General features: G+C 71.7%; 19 protein-coding genes and 1 pseudogene. 12 read left to right on the top strand and 8 right to left on the bottom strand.

The genetic code is table 11. The features are described 5' to 3' along the window. Positions 1 to 259: 259 nt before the first annotated feature. On the top strand, positions 260 to 2,893 hold the full coding sequence (locus QE412_RS11870; protein ID WP_307483906.1) for an ATP-binding protein: 2,634 nt from the start codon (positions 260 to 262) through the stop codon (positions 2,891 to 2,893). Next, positions 2,890 to 3,561, top strand: coding sequence for a response regulator (locus tag QE412_RS11875; protein WP_307483909.1), 672 nt, complete (start codon positions 2,890 to 2,892; stop codon positions 3,559 to 3,561). Before QE412_RS11870 ends, QE412_RS11875 begins: the two co-directional genes overlap by 4 nt. 233 nt (positions 3,562 to 3,794) lie before the next feature. On the opposite strand, the gene QE412_RS11880 is transcribed toward QE412_RS11875, so the two are convergent. Continuing rightward, positions 3,795 to 4,271: a hypothetical protein gene (locus QE412_RS11880; RefSeq protein ID WP_307483911.1), complete on the bottom strand. Its 477-nt coding sequence runs from the start codon at positions 4,269 to 4,271 to the stop codon at positions 3,795 to 3,797. A gap of 264 nt (positions 4,272 to 4,535) precedes the next feature. Here QE412_RS11880 and QE412_RS11885 point away from each other — a divergent pair, with 264 nt between their 5' ends. The 4 genes from QE412_RS11885 to fdhA all read left to right on the top strand — a co-directional run bounded on the left by QE412_RS11885 (position 4,536) and on the right by fdhA (position 8,449). Next, entirely contained in the window at positions 4,536 to 5,777 is a 1,242-nt protein-coding gene (locus tag QE412_RS11885) for an aminotransferase class V-fold PLP-dependent enzyme (protein WP_307483914.1), read from the top strand. After that, positions 5,774 to 6,229, top strand: coding sequence for a Fe-S cluster assembly sulfur transfer protein SufU (gene sufU / locus QE412_RS11890; protein WP_307483917.1), 456 nt, complete (start codon positions 5,774 to 5,776; stop codon positions 6,227 to 6,229). The genes QE412_RS11885 and sufU overlap by 4 nt, the downstream gene beginning before the upstream one ends. A 362-nt stretch (positions 6,230 to 6,591) precedes the next feature. Continuing rightward, on the top strand, positions 6,592 to 7,026 hold the full coding sequence (locus tag QE412_RS11895; RefSeq protein ID WP_307483920.1) for an iron chaperone: 435 nt from the start codon (positions 6,592 to 6,594) through the stop codon (positions 7,024 to 7,026). 205 nt (positions 7,027 to 7,231) lie between these two features. Continuing rightward, positions 7,232 to 8,449: a formaldehyde dehydrogenase, glutathione-independent gene (fdhA, locus tag QE412_RS11900; protein ID WP_307483922.1), complete on the top strand. Its 1,218-nt coding sequence runs from the start codon at positions 7,232 to 7,234 to the stop codon at positions 8,447 to 8,449. Between the two features lie 50 nt (positions 8,450 to 8,499). On the opposite strand, the gene QE412_RS11905 is transcribed toward fdhA, so the two are convergent. From QE412_RS11905 to QE412_RS11915, 3 genes are read right to left on the bottom strand one after another with little or no spacing between them, the layout of a single operon-like run. Next, complete coding sequence (locus tag QE412_RS11905) at positions 8,500 to 9,477, bottom strand: SRPBCC family protein (protein ID WP_307483924.1); 978 nt, start codon at positions 9,475 to 9,477, stop codon at positions 8,500 to 8,502. Positions 9,478 to 9,496: 19 nt separating this feature from the next. Next, complete coding sequence (locus QE412_RS11910; RefSeq protein ID WP_307483926.1) at positions 9,497 to 9,871, bottom strand: ArsR/SmtB family transcription factor; 375 nt, start codon at positions 9,869 to 9,871, stop codon at positions 9,497 to 9,499. Positions 9,872 to 9,882: 11 nt separating this feature from the next. After that, positions 9,883 to 10,047 carry a hypothetical protein gene (locus QE412_RS11915; RefSeq protein ID WP_307483929.1) on the bottom strand — a complete coding sequence of 55 codons (165 nt, stop codon included), beginning with the start codon at positions 10,045 to 10,047 and terminating at the stop codon, positions 9,883 to 9,885. Positions 10,048 to 10,136: 89 nt separating this feature from the next. Here QE412_RS11915 and QE412_RS11920 point away from each other — a divergent pair, with 89 nt between their 5' ends. Further along, positions 10,137 to 10,511, top strand: coding sequence for a hypothetical protein (locus tag QE412_RS11920; protein ID WP_307483932.1), 375 nt, complete (start codon positions 10,137 to 10,139; stop codon positions 10,509 to 10,511). A gap of 19 nt (positions 10,512 to 10,530) precedes the next feature. Here QE412_RS11920 and QE412_RS11925 read toward each other — a convergent pair whose 3' ends face one another. Beyond that, positions 10,531 to 11,040, bottom strand: a complete 510-nt coding sequence (locus tag QE412_RS11925; protein WP_307483934.1) for a hypothetical protein — start codon at positions 11,038 to 11,040, stop codon at positions 10,531 to 10,533. Between the two features lie 101 nt (positions 11,041 to 11,141). Between QE412_RS11925 and QE412_RS11930 the strand changes: the two genes are divergently transcribed. Then, complete coding sequence (locus QE412_RS11930) at positions 11,142 to 12,026, top strand: helix-turn-helix transcriptional regulator (RefSeq protein ID WP_307483937.1); 885 nt, start codon at positions 11,142 to 11,144, stop codon at positions 12,024 to 12,026. Positions 12,027 to 12,044: 18 nt separating this feature from the next. On the opposite strand, the gene QE412_RS11935 is transcribed toward QE412_RS11930, so the two are convergent. From QE412_RS11935 to QE412_RS11945, 3 genes are all read right to left on the bottom strand, one after another. Further along, on the bottom strand, positions 12,045 to 13,235 hold the full coding sequence (locus tag QE412_RS11935) for an MFS transporter (RefSeq protein ID WP_307483940.1): 1,191 nt from the start codon (positions 13,233 to 13,235) through the stop codon (positions 12,045 to 12,047). Between the two features lie 87 nt (positions 13,236 to 13,322). Continuing rightward, positions 13,323 to 13,688 (bottom strand): hypothetical protein, encoded by a 366-nt coding sequence (locus tag QE412_RS11940; protein WP_307483942.1) that lies wholly within the window; start codon positions 13,686 to 13,688, stop codon positions 13,323 to 13,325. 101 nt (positions 13,689 to 13,789) lie between these two features. After that, positions 13,790 to 13,945, bottom strand: a complete 156-nt coding sequence (locus QE412_RS11945) for a hypothetical protein (protein ID WP_307487288.1) — start codon at positions 13,943 to 13,945, stop codon at positions 13,790 to 13,792. Positions 13,946 to 13,965: 20 nt separating this feature from the next. Here QE412_RS11945 and QE412_RS11950 point away from each other — a divergent pair. From QE412_RS11950 to QE412_RS11965, 4 genes and pseudogenes are all read left to right on the top strand, one after another. After that, positions 13,966 to 14,196 (top strand): annotated as a pseudogene (locus tag QE412_RS11950) (DUF4981 domain-containing protein); the annotation flags it as partial. 81 nt (positions 14,197 to 14,277) lie between these two features. Beyond that, positions 14,278 to 15,027 (top strand): hypothetical protein, encoded by a 750-nt coding sequence (locus QE412_RS11955; RefSeq protein ID WP_307487197.1) that lies wholly within the window; start codon positions 14,278 to 14,280, stop codon positions 15,025 to 15,027. Between the two features lie 37 nt (positions 15,028 to 15,064). Then, the gene (locus tag QE412_RS11960) at positions 15,065 to 15,316 is read left to right on the top strand and encodes a type II toxin-antitoxin system Phd/YefM family antitoxin (RefSeq protein ID WP_307483944.1); all 252 of its coding nucleotides are present in this window, start codon (positions 15,065 to 15,067) and stop codon (positions 15,314 to 15,316) included. Then, entirely contained in the window at positions 15,313 to 15,708 is a 396-nt protein-coding gene (locus QE412_RS11965) for a type II toxin-antitoxin system VapC family toxin (protein WP_307483947.1), read from the top strand. Before QE412_RS11960 ends, QE412_RS11965 begins: the two co-directional genes overlap by 4 nt. Positions 15,709 to 15,716 lie beyond the last annotated feature (8 nt).

Consider the following 15,716-nt stretch of genomic DNA (forward strand, 5'->3'; position numbering starts at 1 on the left):
GAATCGCTGACATGGCTGTCGTCGCATCCCCCGCCGCCGTCGCGCCCACCGCGTTGAGTGTCCAAAACACGCCGCTCGGTCGCGTCGAATGCGGCGTGTCGTGGACACTCGACATCCGTCACCGTCCCCCGCGCAACGCCACGCCGACCGCGCCCTCCCCCCTGTTGAGTGTCCAGAACACGCCGCTGGCCCCCGGCAGGCGCGGCGTGTCTTGGACACTCAACGGTGCGTCCCCGCACCGCCACCCCGGGGGCGCGGCGTGAAGCGCGGACGCCTGCGCGTGCTGCTCGGCATGGCCCCCGGCGTCGGCAAGACCTACGAGATGCTCGCGGAGGGCCGCCGACTACGAGCCGAGGGGCACGACGTCGTGATCGCGATCGTCGAGACGCACGGCCGCGTGGCCACGGCCGCCCAGGCGGAGAGCCTCGAGGTGGTCCCGCGTCGCGCCGTCGCGCACCGCGGCGTCGCGCTCGACGAGATGGACCTGGATGCCGTGCTCGAACGGCATCCGCGCATCGCCCTCGTCGACGAACTCGCCCACACCAACGCACCCGGCTCCCGCAACGACAAGCGCTGGCAAGACGTCGACGAGCTGCTGGCAGCGGGAATCGACGTCATCACCACCGTCAACGTGCAGCACATCGCCTCGCTGAACGACGTGGTCGAGAAGATCACCGGCGTGACGCAGCGCGAGACGGTCCCGGATGCCGTCGTCCGCGCCGCCGATCGGATCGAGGTCGTCGACCTCGCCCCGCAATCGCTGCGCGACCGCCTCGCGGCCGGCTCCGTCTACCCCGCCGAACGCATCGACGCCGCCCTGTCGAACTACTTCCGCCTCGGCAACCTCACGGCGCTGCGCGAACTCGCCCTGCTGTGGCTCGCCGACGAGGTCGACTCCGCGCTGCAGCGCTACCGCACCGAGCACAAGATCGAGGGCTCGTGGCAGGCCCGCGAACGCGTGGTGGTCGCCCTCACCGGCGGGACAGAGGGCGAGACGCTGCTGCGTCGGGGCGCCCGCATCGCCGCACGCTCGGCTGGAGGCGAGCTGCTCGCCGTGCACGTGTCGACGCAAGACGGCCTGCGCTCGAGCACGCCGGGCGCGCTCGACGAGCAACGCGCGCTCGTCGAGACGCTCGGCGGCACGTATCACCAGGTCGTCGGCGATGACATCGCAACGGCGCTGGTCGACTTCGCCCGCTCCGTGAACGCCTCGCAGCTCGTGATCGGCGTGAGCCGGCGCGGCCGTCTCGCCGCGGCCCTCACGGGTCCGGGCATCGGCGCGACCGTCATCCGCGCATCGGGTGACATCGACGTGCACATCGTCAACCACTCACGCGCCGGCGGACGCTTCGCGCTCCCCCGCCTGAGCGGCCCCGCTCTGAGCGCGAAGCGGCGTGTGCTCGGTTTCCTCACCGCCCTCGTGGGCGGGCCGCTCGTCTCGCTGCTGCTGATCGCCACCGACTCCGAGGACTCGATCACGACCGACGTTCTGGCGTACCAGCTGCTCGTCGTCGTGGTCGCCCTCATCGGCGGCATCTGGCCCGCGGTGTTCGCGGCGGTGCTGTCGGGCCTCACGCTCGACTTCCTCTTCATCGCGCCGGTCTACCGCATCACGATCGCCGACCCCGTGCACGCGATCGCGCTCGTGCTGTACGTCGTCATCGCGATGCTCGTGAGCCTGGTGGTCGACCAGGCCGCGCGCCGTGCCCGCGCCGCCCGGCGCGCCGCCGCCGAAGCCGAACTGCTCGCGACCGTCGCCGGGAGCGTGCTGCGAGGCGAGTCGGCGGTCCTCGCGCTCGTCAGTCGCGCACGCGAGGCCTTCGCTCTCGCCGGTGTTCGTCTGGTGAGTGCCGACGGCGTCGTGCTCGCGACCGATGGTGAGCCGGTGCGCGACGACTCCTCGACGACCGTGCCGGTCGGCGTCGACCGCGCGCGCCTCGAGCTGCACGGCCGGGATCTGGATGCCAGCGAGCGGCGCCTGCTCGATGTCATCGTCGTGCAGCTCGCCGCCGCCCTCGAGCGCACGGACCTCGCCGAGACGGCCGCGGAGGTCGGAGCGCTGGCCGAGACCGACCAGGTGCGCACCGCCCTGCTGTCGGCGGTCAGCCACGACCTGCGTCGACCGCTCGCCGCGGCCGTCGCCTCGATCGGGGGCCTGCGCGCGGCAGGCGATCAGCTCTCCGCCGACGATCGTCGCGAGCTGCTGGAGACGGCCGACGAGAGCCTCGCGGCTCTCTCGGCGCTCGTGACCGACCTGCTCGACGTGAGCCGCGTGCAGGCCGGGGTCCTCGCGGTGTCGCTGGCGGCGGTGGACGCCGCCGGGGTGGTGCTCGCCGCGCTCGATGAACTCGGCCTCGGTCCGGATGCCGTCGAGCTCGCGCTCGACCCCGACCTGCCGGCCATAGACGCCGACCCGGTGCTGCTGCAGCGCGTGCTCGTCAACGTGCTCGCGAACGCCGAACGGCACACCCCCGAGGGGCGGCGCGTGCGGATCGCGACGAGCCGTCTGGGGGGAACGGCCGAGATCCGCGTGATCGACCACGGGCCCGGCATCGCCGCGGAACGCCGAGAAGACATGTTCTCGCCGTTCCAACGCCTCGGCGACACCGACAACACCACGGGGCTCGGGCTGGGTCTGGCGCTCTCGCGCGGTTTCGCCGAGGGCATGGGTGGCACCCTCAGGCCCGAAGACACCCCCGGCGGCGGTCTGACGATGGTGGTGGCGCTGCCGGTGGCATCGGACGACGGGGCCTGCGCACGCCTCGGGGCCGGGACCGAAGCCCCCGAACCCGCGCCCGCCGCGACCCGCGGTATCTCCGCGGTCGCGGCCAGACGCGCCGCGGGGACGGACGCCGGGCACGCGGCATCCGTCGATCGAGAGGACGTGCGGTGAAGATCCTGATCGCCGACGACGACCCGCAGCTGGTTCGCGCTCTGCGCATCACCCTCGCCGCCCACGGCTACGACGTCGTAGCCGCGACCGACGGCGCCGCAGCGATCACGCTCGCCGCGCAGGCGCACCCCGACATCGTGCTCCTGGACCTCGGGATGCCACACCTCGACGGCGTACAGGTGATCCAGGCGCTGCGCGGGTGGACGAGCGTGCCGATCATCGTCGTGTCGGGGCGTACCGGCTCGGCCGACAAGGTCGAGGCGCTCGACGCCGGAGCCGACGACTACGTGACCAAGCCGTTCCAGATCGACGAACTGCTCGCCCGGCTGCGCGTGCACGCGCGGAAGGCGACACCCGCCGCCGGGGAGGCGATCGTGCGTTTCGGCGACGTCGAGGTGGACCTGGCCGCGAAGGCCGTGCTGCGCGGCGGTAGCCGGGTGCACCTCACGCCGACCGAGTGGCGGATGTTGGAGTTCCTCGCCCGCAACCCCGGCTCGCTGGTCACCCGCCAGACCCTGCTGAGGGAGATCTGGGCGAGCGAGCAGGTCGCTGACAGCGGGTACCTGCGGCTGTACATGTCGCAGCTGCGCAAGAAGCTCGAGGCCAACCCGTCGAACCCGGTGCACCTGCTCACCGAGCAGGGGATGGGGTATCGGCTGGTCGTGTGAGCGGCGCGACTGCGCGCCCCGCGCGGGCGGGCTGCGACCGGGAACGACGCAGCGCGCGCGGGCTGGCACAACTCCGGCAAAAAGTGGTGGGGCGCCCGCTGCCTGCACGAAAAGTCGCGACCTGCAGGAGATCTGCAGCCCAGGTCACCGAGAGGACGCGTCGTCGGCGCACGCCTCGAACTCCGCCTGCACACGAGCGCAGCGGCACGCGCTGACGACCGACTGCCGCGGCATCAGCGCACGTCGCCGAGGGTGTGGTTCCCGGGGCAGGGGAAGGCGAGGCGGTCGCCCGGGTGCAGGTCGCTCGGCAGCACGGCGGTCCCGCACGCGCCCGACCCGTGCGCGTCGATCACCGCGTACGGCTTGACGTAGGCGTGCGAGATGCGTCCGATCAGGCGCGCCTCGCTCCAAGTGACGTCGAGGCCCGCGACGCCGGCGTCCAGTTGCACGGTGGCGCACGTGGCGTTCGTCACCGTGGTCACCACCACGGTGGTCGACGAGTTCGCGGATGCCACCCCGCCCGACGCCGGGATCACCGCCGGCCCCGTGCACACGCACGGCGTGCCGCACAGGTCGGCGTAACGGTCGATCGACATCGCGCGGACGGTGACGTCGTCGAGCGTAGGCGCCGCACCCGCCGGCCACGCTGCGGCGTCGAAGGGCGCCGGGATGCTGGAACGAAGAGTGGGGAGCAGGGCGGTGAGGGTCATGGCATCCGGTCTACGCCGCTGGCCGGCCGCGGTGGGAAACTCTCACGACTTCCATACGGCTCGCGTGGCGATCCCTACGGATCCCTGCGGCCGGGCGCTGTGCCGCGCTCCGGAAGACAGTCCACTTCGCTGCCGCTCGAGCCGCTCCGTGCGGACTCGGGGCTGATTCGTTCCGGAGCGCGGCACCGGCCGCCCGCCCCGCGCCCGCCCGGTCGCGATCGGACCGACCACCCCGCCCGGCCCGCCACGCCGTAGCCTGGAAGGGTGACACTCCCCTTCGACGTCGCCGCCGTGCGCGCCGACTTCCCCATCCTCGACACCGAGATCGACGGCCACCCGCTCGTCTACCTCGACTCCGGCGCGACCAGCCAGAAGCCGCGCGCCGTGCTCGATGCCGAACGCGAGTTCCTCGAGCGGGCGAACTCCGCCGTGCACCGCGGCGCCCACACGCTCGCCGCCGAGGCGACCGAGCTGTTCGAGGACGCGCGCGTCACGGTCGCGGAGTTCGTCGGCGCCGAGCCCGAGCAGCTCGTCTGGACCTCGGGCGCGACCAGTGGCCTCAACCTCGTCGCGGGGTCTCTCGGCTACGCGGGGCGCCTCGGCGAGGGCGACGAGATCGTCGTGACCGAGGCGGAGCATCACGCCAACCTCATCCCGTGGCAGGAGCTCGCCCGGCGCACGGGCGCGCGCTTGCGGCACGTCCCCGTGCACGACGACGGCACCCTCGACATGGCCGCCGCGGCAGATCTCGTGGGCGAGCGCACGAGAGTCCTCGCCTTCCCGCACGTCTCGAACGTGCTCGGCATCGTGAACCCCGTCGCCGACCTGGTCGCGCTCGCGCGGTCGGTGGGTGCCCTGACGGTGCTCGACGCGTGCCAGTCGGCACCGCACCTGACCCTCGACCTCCCGGCATCCGGTGTCGACCTCGCCGTGTTCTCGGGGCACAAGGTCTACGGCCCCTACGGCATCGGCGCCCTCTGGGGCCGCGACGAGGTGCTCGAGTCGCTGCCACCGTTCACCACCGGCGGCTCGATGATCACGACCGTCACGCTCGACGAGGCCGAGTACCTGCCGCCGCCGCAGCGGTTCGAAGCCGGCACGCAGCCGGTGTCGCAGGCCGTGGGGCTCGCGGCCGCCCTGCGCTGGCTCGGCCAGCACGACCTCGCCGCCGCCCACGCGCACGAGGCGGCGCTGGAGAAGCGCATGCGCGAGGGCCTGCGCTCGATCGAGGGCATCCGCCTGCTCGGAGACACGGATGCCGCCGAGCGCGTCGCCCTGCAGGCCTTCGTCGTCGAGGGGGTCCACGCCCACGACGTGGGGCAGTTCCTCGACAGCCGCGGTGTGGCCGTGCGCGTCGGGCACCACTGCGCGCAGCCGCTGCACCGCCGCTTCGGGATCACGGCATCCGTCCGCGCGAGCGCCGCGATCCACACCACCGAAGCCGAGGTCGACACCTTCCTCGACGCGGTGTCGGGCGTGCGCGGGTTCTTCGGGGTGCGCGCATGAGCGGTCTCGAGTCGCTGTACCAGGAGCTCATCCTCGACCACGCGAAGAACCCTCGCGGCTTCGGCCTCGCCGACCCCGGCGCGCACAGCGCCACGGTGCACCAGCGCAACCCGATCTGCGGCGACGAGATCACGCTGCGCGTCGACGTCGACGGCGACCGCGTGGCATCCGTCACCTGGGAGGGCGCGGGCTGCTCGATCTCGCAGTCGTCGGCGTCGATGCTCGTCGCCCTGCTGCGGGAGGACGGCGGAGACGACGGGATGCCGCGCGCCGACGTCGAAGCGTTGATCGCGCAGTTCCGCGAGGCGCTGCGCTCGCGCGGCAAGATCCCGCTCGACGAGGAGACCTTCGCCGACGCCGCCGCGCTCTCGGGCGTCTCGAAGTACACGGCGCGCGTGAAGTGCGCGATGCTCGCGTGGGTCGCGCTCGAGGAAGGGCTGCGGCAGGCCTGAGCTGCTGGGGGCCTCGGCGTTCCGGCCGCGCGCCGCCGCCGCGCACAACCTCAGCGATGCGCACAACCTCCGCCGGCATCCACCCCACCCGACTGAGCTTGCGCGCATCGCGGAGGATACGCAGGCCGCACCCCACGCCACCCCACCCGCGCGACCCCTCACGTGCCACCCCACCGCGCGACCCGTACGCTCCGCACACCCTCCGCGCCGCGCACAACCTCAGCGATGCGCGCAACCTCCGCCGGCATCCACCCCACCCGACTGAGCTTGCGCGCATCGCGGAAGATACGCAGCCCCCACCCCGCGCAGCACGGACGACACGGCACGCTAGCCTGCCGTGAGACCCCGAGAGGACGGATGCCATGGCCACCGGATTCAGTGACGAAGAGCGCGCGGCGATGAAGCAGCGGGCCGAGGAGCTCAAGGCCATGAAGGGCCTGAAAGGCCTGGCCAAGCTGCAGAAGGAGAACGAGGCCTGCCTCGAGGCGATCGAGAAGCTCGAGGGCACCGACCGCGCGATCGCGGAGCGCGTGCACGTGATCGTGCTCGAAGAGGCCCCGCACCTGAACCCGAAGACGTTCTACGGCTTCCCGGCCTACGCCAAAGACGGCAAGGTCGTCGTGTTCTATCAGCCGGCCTCGAAGTTCAAGACGCGGTACGGAACGGTGAGCTTCGACGAGACCGCGCAACTCGACGACGGACCGATGTGGCCGGTGTCGTTCGCGGTGCTCGAGGTGACCCCCGAGGTCGAGCAGCGCATCCGCGAGCTCGTGCGCCGCGCAGCGCCGGCGGCCTGAAGCCGCTGCACGGCGACGCTGACGAGATCCATTCTCAACTGCGTCGACAGCCGCGCCACGCATTGACGGGACGCGTTGCGACGGGTTTGAGTGAGGCATCCGTCACGGCGTCGTGATCGCGAGATCGGCCGCCATGCCGGAGGGGTCCGTCGACCCCGTCCGCACGACACGATCAGGCCGGCAGGCCCGGCCAGGAAGGACGATGATGTCCGGCAACAAGGCAGTGGCGTACAAAGAACCCGGAGTGGTCGAGGTCATCGACACTCCGTACCCCGAGTTCGAACTCAAAGACGGTCCGGGAGTCAATCCCGCCAACGTGGGCCGCAAGGTGCCGCATGGCGCGATCCTGCGCACGGTCTCGACCAACATCTGCGGCTCGGACCAGCACATGGTCCGCGGTCGCACGACCGCCCCGGCGGGACTCGTGCTCGGGCACGAGATCACCGGCGAGGTCGTCGAGGTCGGACCCGACGTCGAGTTCGTCAAGGTCGGCGACATCGTGTCGGTGCCGTTCAACATCGCCTGCGGCCGGTGTCGCAATTGCAAGGAGGGCAAGACGGGCATCTGCCTCAACGTGAACCCCGACCGCCCCGGCAGCGCCTACGGCTACGTCGACATGGGCGGATGGGTGGGCGGCCAGGCCGAATACGTGCTCGTGCCCTACGCCGACTGGAACCTGCTGGTCTTCCCCGACCGCGAGCAGGCGCTCGAGAAGATCCTCGACCTCACGATGCTGTCCGACATCTTCCCGACGGGCTTCCACGGCGCCTACACCGCGGGCGTCCGCCCCGGGTCGACCGTCTACATCGCCGGCGCAGGTCCGGTCGGCATCGCCGCGGCCGTCGGCGCCCAGCTGCTCGGTGCCGCCGCGGTGCTGGTCGGCGACCTCAACCCCGAGCGTCTCGCGCAGGTGCGGGCGATCGGCTTCGAGAGCGTCGACGTGTCGAAGGGCGACCCGCGCGATCAGATCGAGCAGATCCTGGCGACGCCCGAAGTGGATGCCGCCGTCGACGCGGTCGGCTTCGAGGCACGTGGCCATGGAGCCGACGCCGGCCACGAGGCTCCCGCGACGGTGCTCAACTCGCTGTTCGACGTGACCGCGGCGGGCGGGGCCGTCGGCATCCCGGGTCTGTACGTGACCGGCGACCCGGGCGGCGTGGACGAGGCGGCGAAGATCGGCTCACTGTCGCTGCGCCTCGGTCTCGGGTGGGCGAAGTCGCTGTCGTTCACGACCGGTCAGTGCCCGGTGATGAAGTACAACCGACAGCTGATGATGGCGATCCTGCACGACAAGGTGCAGATCGCCAAGGCCGTGAACGCCACACCGATCAGCCTCGACGACGCCCCGCGGGGGTACGCCGACTTCGACAAGGGCGCTCCGCGAAAGTACGTACTGAACCCGAACGACTACATCCGCACCTGACTCGAGGCGGAGGGGATGCCGCGGCCTCGACGCCGCGGCATCCCCTCGCCTCACGCCAGAACGACGCGCTCCATCCGCTGGAAGCTCTGCTCCATGCCCTCGACCATGCCCGTGGCGAGCACGGCGTCGCGGGTGGCGGCATCGGGGTACTCGATGACGAGGGTGACCAGGGTCGCGCCGTCCTCCTCGTAGAACGACAGGTCGTTCGTCGCCGAGGGGTACTCGGTGCCGGTCATGTGCTCGGTCTGCACGATGCGGCGCGGCTCGTCGATCAGCAGCGTCTCGCCGTCGAAGCCGAAGCCCTCGCCCTCGGTGCCCGGCTCGGGCTCCCACGCGATGCGATACGTGCCGCCGACCGACACGTCGACCTCGCTCACCGTCATACGCCAGCCGTCCGGGCCGAGCATCCACTGCCGCATGAGGGCGGGCTCGGTGTGCGCACGCCAGACCAGCTCGCGGGGACCGTCGATGAGCCGCGTGATGCGCACGTGCTGGTCGCTCAGCACCTCGAGCTGCGTGCCCCTGCCCTGCGCGAACTCCCGGAGGCCCTGCAGCACGGCGTCGAGCTGGTTCATCGCGAGGGTGGAGCCCTCGACGGCGCCCATGGCCACGACCTGTTCGAGGGCCTCGGCCGAGGCGAAGTGACTGACGTTGGTCAAACGAGACCCCTCGGGCGTGGCCTCGAACGAGAAGACCATGCGCATCGACGGCATCCCGTCGAGGGGTTCGCCGTCGTCGTCGGCGAACGAGTCGATCACCTCGAACCCGCGCGGCTCGTCGATCGCGGTGAACTCCCACGCGCCGCCGGCGCGCTGACCCTGCGGCGAGGTCATGTGGTACTTCGCGTGTCCGCCGACCCGGAAATCGAATGCGTCGAACGTCGCCGGCCAGCCCGGAGGGCCCCAGAACCGCTCGAACTGTCGCGGGTCGGTGAACACCACCCACAGCCGCTCGGGCCCGACCGGGAAGTCGGCGACCAGGGTCAGGGTGAGCGCTTCGGCGTCGCTCTCGACGGATGTGACGGGCATGGAGGACTCCTTCGTCGGTTCAGTGCGCGGGGGGTTCGGTGGGTGGGACGGATGCCGGAGACTCGGCGTCTCCGAGCAGCAGCGCGTCGAGCCGGTCGATGCGCCCGCGCCAGAGGTATTCGTATGAGCGCAGCAGCTCTTGAGCGCGGGCGAGGGTGGCGGGGTCGGCCTTCACGAGTCGGGCCCTCCCCTCGGCGCGCTTGATGACGAGCCGCGCCTCGGCGAGCACCGCGATGTGCTTCGACACGGCGGCGAACGACATCGTGTAGGCCGCAGCGAGCTGCGTGACCGACTGCTCGGCGACGAGCGTGCGCCGCACGATGTCGCGTCGCGTCGCATCGGCCAGCGCGTGGAACACGCGGTCGATGTCGGCGTCCGTATATCGTTCAACCATTTGGTTGCAAATTAGCGCTCCCCGCGTGCGCGGTAACCCGTCGTGTCGAAGCCCCACAGGCGCAGAGAGCCGCCCGGGTACACCTCGAACAACCGCCCCTCGGCGGCGCGGTCGACCGGGAAGCCGGCCTCGGACACCGGCGCCCCCGCGGCGAGGTCGATCCCGATGGTCCTCACCGACACGAGCCTAGGCGCGTGGGCACTCCACGGGCGCGGGATCGCCGCAACCGGTCGCCCGGCCGCGGCGGAGATGCAAGGATCGGCACATGGTGGCAGACGACGACCTTCCCGACTCGCTGGAGCCCGCCCTCGGCATCCCGCCGCGCCCCGAGCCGCCGGCACCCCCGGCCCCGAAGGGCGACCTGCGTGCCGTGTCGGTGATCGCGATCGCGACGGGCGTCGTCGTGGTCGCCTGGTACCTGTTCCTCGTGACGGTGAGCGTCATCACCGACATCGACGGTCTGCGATGGGTACAGGTCGGCATGTGGGTGCTCGCCGTCGTGTCGTTCGTGTGCGGCATCCTGTGCCTGAACGCCCGCATGGCGCGCGAGCTGGCCGCGGCGGGCTTCATCGCGGGCGTCGCCGCGCTGCTGCTGTCGATCTCGATCGGGCTGGCCACCGCTGCCGACCTCTTCGGCTGAACCGCCCCCGCGACCGTCGTCAGCGGGCGTCGCACTCCTGGCTCAGCTCGGTGAGCATCCAGGCGCCGGTCGAGTGATCGAGATGCACGGTGCGGCAGTCGCCGCTCGCAGAGGTCACCTCGAGCACGGCCGTGTCAGCCTGCTCCGAAGCGACCTCGACCTCGACGTCCGCGCCCATTCCCGCGGCGGCATACAGCGCGGACGCCTGGCGGATCAGCGCCGCGCAATCGGCGATGCCGACGCCGGTCGCGGCGGAGTACTCGGCGCGCATCCGCTCCTGCAACGCGGGGGCGAGGGCGTCGCACGCCGCCACCGTGTCAGCCGCGCGCACGGCGGTCCACCACGCACGGAAGGCGTCGATCGGGCCGGAATCGGGCGCGGGGGTGGTCGTGGCGGCGGGGCTGTCGTGCGGCGTGAGCGTCGTCTCGGCGTCGGTGGGAGCTTCGGGTGCCGCCTCGCCGGTGCAGGCGGACAGGATCACGCCGACGCCGACGAGCGCGGCGAAGAACAGCGGACGGGGGGATCGCATGCCCTCCATTCTCATCGACCGTGGCGGCGACGGCCACACGCCCGACGTCGATGGGCCGCGGCGAGCGGAATAGCGGTGCCCGCGGGACGGTTTGACCTCGCATGACTGCGGAGCCCGCTCTGGACCGAGCCCTCTCGACGTTCGATGTACGGCCCGGTCGCGCCGTCCAGCGCGCGCTCGCCGCGCACGAACGTCTGAACCTGCCGCGGGGCGGCGCTGCGCTGGTGTACGTGCGAGCGGGCGAGATCAGCGGCCGCACCACCTCGCACGGTGCGTGCACGGTCGATGTCGCCAGCGGATCCGCGGCCATGACCGGTGAGCGCACCCTGCTGGCCGGCGATGCGCTCGTGAGCCTCGGATGCTACGGACTCGCCCTGGTGTCGCACTCCGGCGCCGAGCTGACCGTCGTTCCCCTGCAGGTGGCGCCTTCGCCCCAGACCCGCAGTCTGCCGCCGTTCGTGTTCGTCAGTGGCTTCTCCCGGGTGGAGCCCGCGGCGGCGGCACTGGCCGCGCACCTGGGTTCGGTCCCGCCGGGGTCGGTCGCCGATCGGCAGGGGGACGAGACGATCTGCAAGCTCATGGTCACGACGGTGCTGCTGTCGGCCCTGCGGGCCTGGGCGGCGGCCGACGACGCCGCGTGGCCCCCGCGAACCGACGACCCCTTCCTCTCGCGCGTCGTCGCGGCGATCGCCGATGATCCCGGTCACGACTGGAGCATCGGCGAACTGGCCTCGATCGGCGCGATGTCGCGGTCGGTGTTCGCCGAACGCTTCCGACGCACGTTCGGCAGCTCCCCCGCCGCGTACGTGACCGCGGTGCGCATGGAGCGGGCGAAGGAGCTGCTGGAGGCCGGGACTCCGGTCGCGGAGCTGTCGAACATGCTCGGCTATGCGTCGGACGGGGGCTTCAGCCGCGCCTTCCGCCGCCACACGGGCGTCGCCCCGTCCGCATGGCGGACGGGGCGTGGATCGACCCTGGTCGTCTGATGCCAGACGGGGCCGCCGTCACCGACGGAGGGAGGCCCCCCGCACCGAGACACCGAACAGCACGGCGCCGACCACGAGCAGCGCGATGCCGATGGCATCCACCGTCACCACGCCGGCGGCGTCGACGAGCAGCCCTCCGACACCCGCGGCGATCGTGATCGCCAACTGGAACCCCGTCACGACGAGGCCGCCGCCGGCCTCCAGACGATCGGGCATGCGGTGGCCCACCCAGGTGTTCACGATGATCAACCACGACGAGAAGAAGAAGCCCCACACGGCGACGGCCGCCGCGACGACCGCCAGGGCCGACGGCAGCAGCACGATCGCCGCGATCGCGGCGGAGATGACGAGCGGGCCGACCACCGCGAGGCGTACGAACGCCCGGTCGACGATCACACCGACGACGACGTTGCCGACGAGACCGCCGACGCCGAACAGCGCGAGCAGCAGCACGATGGCGCCCGCCTCGACCCCGGGAATGCGCTCGAGCGCGAGACGCACGTACGTGTAGGCCAGGAAGTGACCGAGCACGACGAGCACGTGACCGACCATGCCGCCGCTCACCCCCGGCCGCCGGAGGGTGTCGATCAGGATCCGCAGGCTCGATGCCGAGGCCGCCGGCACCGGCGGGAGCACCACGCGCACGGCGACGCCGACCGAAGCGGTGACGACACCGATGAGCAGGAAGGCGATGCGCCAATCGAGGACCTCGCTGAGGGCGACGCCGATCGGAACGCCCGCGACGGTGGCCAGCGACAGCCCGGCCGAGGTGAACATCACCGCCCGTCCGATGCGCTCCGGGCTCGACAGACGTGCGGCGACCGTGATCGACATGGCCCAGAACGTGCTGATGGCGGCGCCGAGCAGGAACCGCGCCACGAGGATCGCGACGAGACCCGGAGCGGCGGCGACGACCAGACTCGATATCGCGGCGGCCGCCGCGGCACCGGTGAGCAGCGCGCGGCGATCGAGACGCGGCAGCAGCAGTCCGATGGTGGGGGCGAAGATCAGCCCCGCGAGCGCGGTGACGGTGACGGTCTGTCCGGCCTGACCCGGGGTGATCCCGAGCGAGGCCGCCATCTCGGTGAGCACGCCGTTCGGCAGGAACTCGGCGGTGACGAGCAGGAAGCTCAACAGCATCAGAACGATGAGGCCGCCGTACCGCATGGCGGGTGCGGCGGAGACGGGAACCGGTGCGGTGGTGGTCATGTATCGATGGTGCCGTGTCGCCGCGAAGCGCACCCGACCGTTCGTCCGTGGCATCGCACCGTTCGTCCGCGAGCCGGCGAGGGCGGGCTACTCAGCGGGCGAGGGCTCGGCGGCAGACGCGGACTCGAAATGACCGAGCGACTTCTCTTGCAGGAACGCGCACAGCTCCGCGACGATCTGCAATTCGTGCGTCAGGGCGTTCAGCTCGAAGCTCGTCAGATCGAGCGTGTCGGCGGAGGGCTCGATGACGATGTGCCACGTGAGCTCGTCGCCCGCTTCGCGCGGTTCGATCCACACCGTGTTCGGGGCGTTTTCGAGCGGCATCACCACGAGACCCGTGTCGTGCCCGTCGTGGCCGTCTTGCACGACGACCCGCACCTCTTCGCCCGCGCCGCGGGCATCGATGAACTCGTCCACCCAGTGTTCGAGCGTCTGCTTGCTGCGAAAGGGCATCGGCGGTCCTCGGCGTTCGGGTCGGCGCGGAGTGGGTGCGAGGAAAAATCATCGCACGTTTCGCGCCTCGGGCCGTGAACGCCGGGGCGGAGCGGGCGACGTCAGTCCTGCACGACAGCGGAAGACGACAGGTGCACCGCCCGATGCGCCCGCCACACGAGCAGGAGCCCGACTCCCCAGAACGGCACCTGCACGAGCTCGGCCGCCCGGAACGCGGCGGGCGAGTACTCCTGCCCACCCGCCTGCAGGGTCAGCACGGCCCTGGCGCGTTCGCAATCGGCAGCACACGCTCGGGGTCGATCACCTCGAGCTGCGGTGGCGCGTCGAAGACGACGGCATCCCCGTGGCATCCGGTGCCCTCGACTTGCCGACACTGGCTCCGGGCGCCGAGGGCATCGTCGACCTGCCGGAGGTTGCGGATGCCACGACCGAGCGCTGGATGACCCTCGAGGTCGCGTGGCGCGAGGCTCCCGCGTGGGGCGCGGCGGGGCACGTCGTCTCGCGCGCGCAGGCGCAGCTGGCCGCTGCTCCTCCGCGACCGGTCCGCGCGACGACGAGCGGATGGCGCGGCAACGCTCTGGGCGACGCGGTGTTCGACCGCCGCGGCGGCCTCGTGCGCTGGCGCGACCTGGAGGTGTCGGGGCCGCTGCCGGAGCTGTGGCGCGCACCCACCGAGAACGACCAGCTCGACGGGCAGGGCTCGTACGAGACGGCCGATCCGGCGCTGACGGACGGGCGCGGCGACGAGAGCACCCCGGCGTCATCGGTGCGGTGGTTCGAGCGCGGCCTCGACCGGCTGCAGCACCGCGTGCTGTCGGTGGAGCGCACCGAACAGGGGCTCGTGCAACGCGTGCGGTCGATGGCCGCCCACAGCGCGCAGGGCATCGAGACGACGTTCGCGTGGCGCCTCGACGGCGACGGCCTGCGGTTGCACACCGACATCCGTCCGTTCGGCCCGTGGGACTGCACGTGGCCGCGGGTCGGCGCGCGCATCGGTCTGCCCGGCGCCCTCGCCGAGGAGCATGCGCGATGGTTCGGTACGGGACCGGCCGAGTCGTACAGCGACAGCGCCGAAGCCGCGTACGTCGGCCGCTTCGAGGCCGCCGTCGACGAGCTCGGCGTCGCCTACGGCCGCCCGCAAGAGACCGGGCACCGCCCGGGTCTTCGCGCCCTCGACCTCGGTCCGCTGCACCTGCGCGCCGTCGCCTCGGGCTCGACCGGGCTCCCCGGCTTCCAGCTCGACCGCCACACCGCACAGGAACGCACCGGCGTCGCGCACGCGCACGAGCTGGAGCCGGCGATGCGGCTGCGCCCCCGGGGTGAATACGTCGGTCGGTGAGGGTCAGCTAGCCAGAGTCCTGGCTAGCATGGCCGCCATGATGTACAACGTGCTGGAGGCGCGAAACAACCTGTCCAAGTTGATCGCCGACGTGGAGTCGGGCGTCGAGGTCACCATCGCGCGCCGTGGTGTGCCCGTGGCGAGGATCGTCCCGATGGATCACAGACCCGACCGCCCGCGGAACGCGTTCGCGGACTGGCTCGAAAAGAACCCTCTGACGCCGGCGCGGGCGAGGCCCGTCGACGAGATCGAGGCAATCATCGCCGAGAATCGAGCCGCCGGCGCGTGATCTACGTCGACAGCTGCCTCGTGATCTACGCCGTCGAGCGCGATGACGAGACGGGCGACCGCGCACGTGCCGCTCTCTCCGCGACCGATACGCCGCTCGCGACGAGTCCCCTGGTCATGCTGGAAGCCCTGGTGAAGCCGATGCGGGATGCCGACGCCGAGGCGCAGGTGCGAATGTGGAGCGCCTTCGACCAGTTCGAGCTCCTCCCCGTCGACGCGGACGCTTACCTCGACGCGGCTCTGCTGCGCGCGCGGCACCGCAGCCTCCGCACCGCGGATGCTCTGCACCTCGCCGTCGCGCGGCACGCCGGATGCACCGCGCTGTGGACGAACGATTCCCGCCTCGCCGAGGCCTCGGGTGGGCTGGCAGTAGACGTCATCCGGGCCGGATGAGCTCCGCC

The sequence above is a fragment of the Microbacterium trichothecenolyticum genome, assembly GCF_030818955.1.
Classification (GTDB): domain Bacteria; phylum Actinomycetota; class Actinomycetes; order Actinomycetales; family Microbacteriaceae; genus Microbacterium; species Microbacterium trichothecenolyticum_B.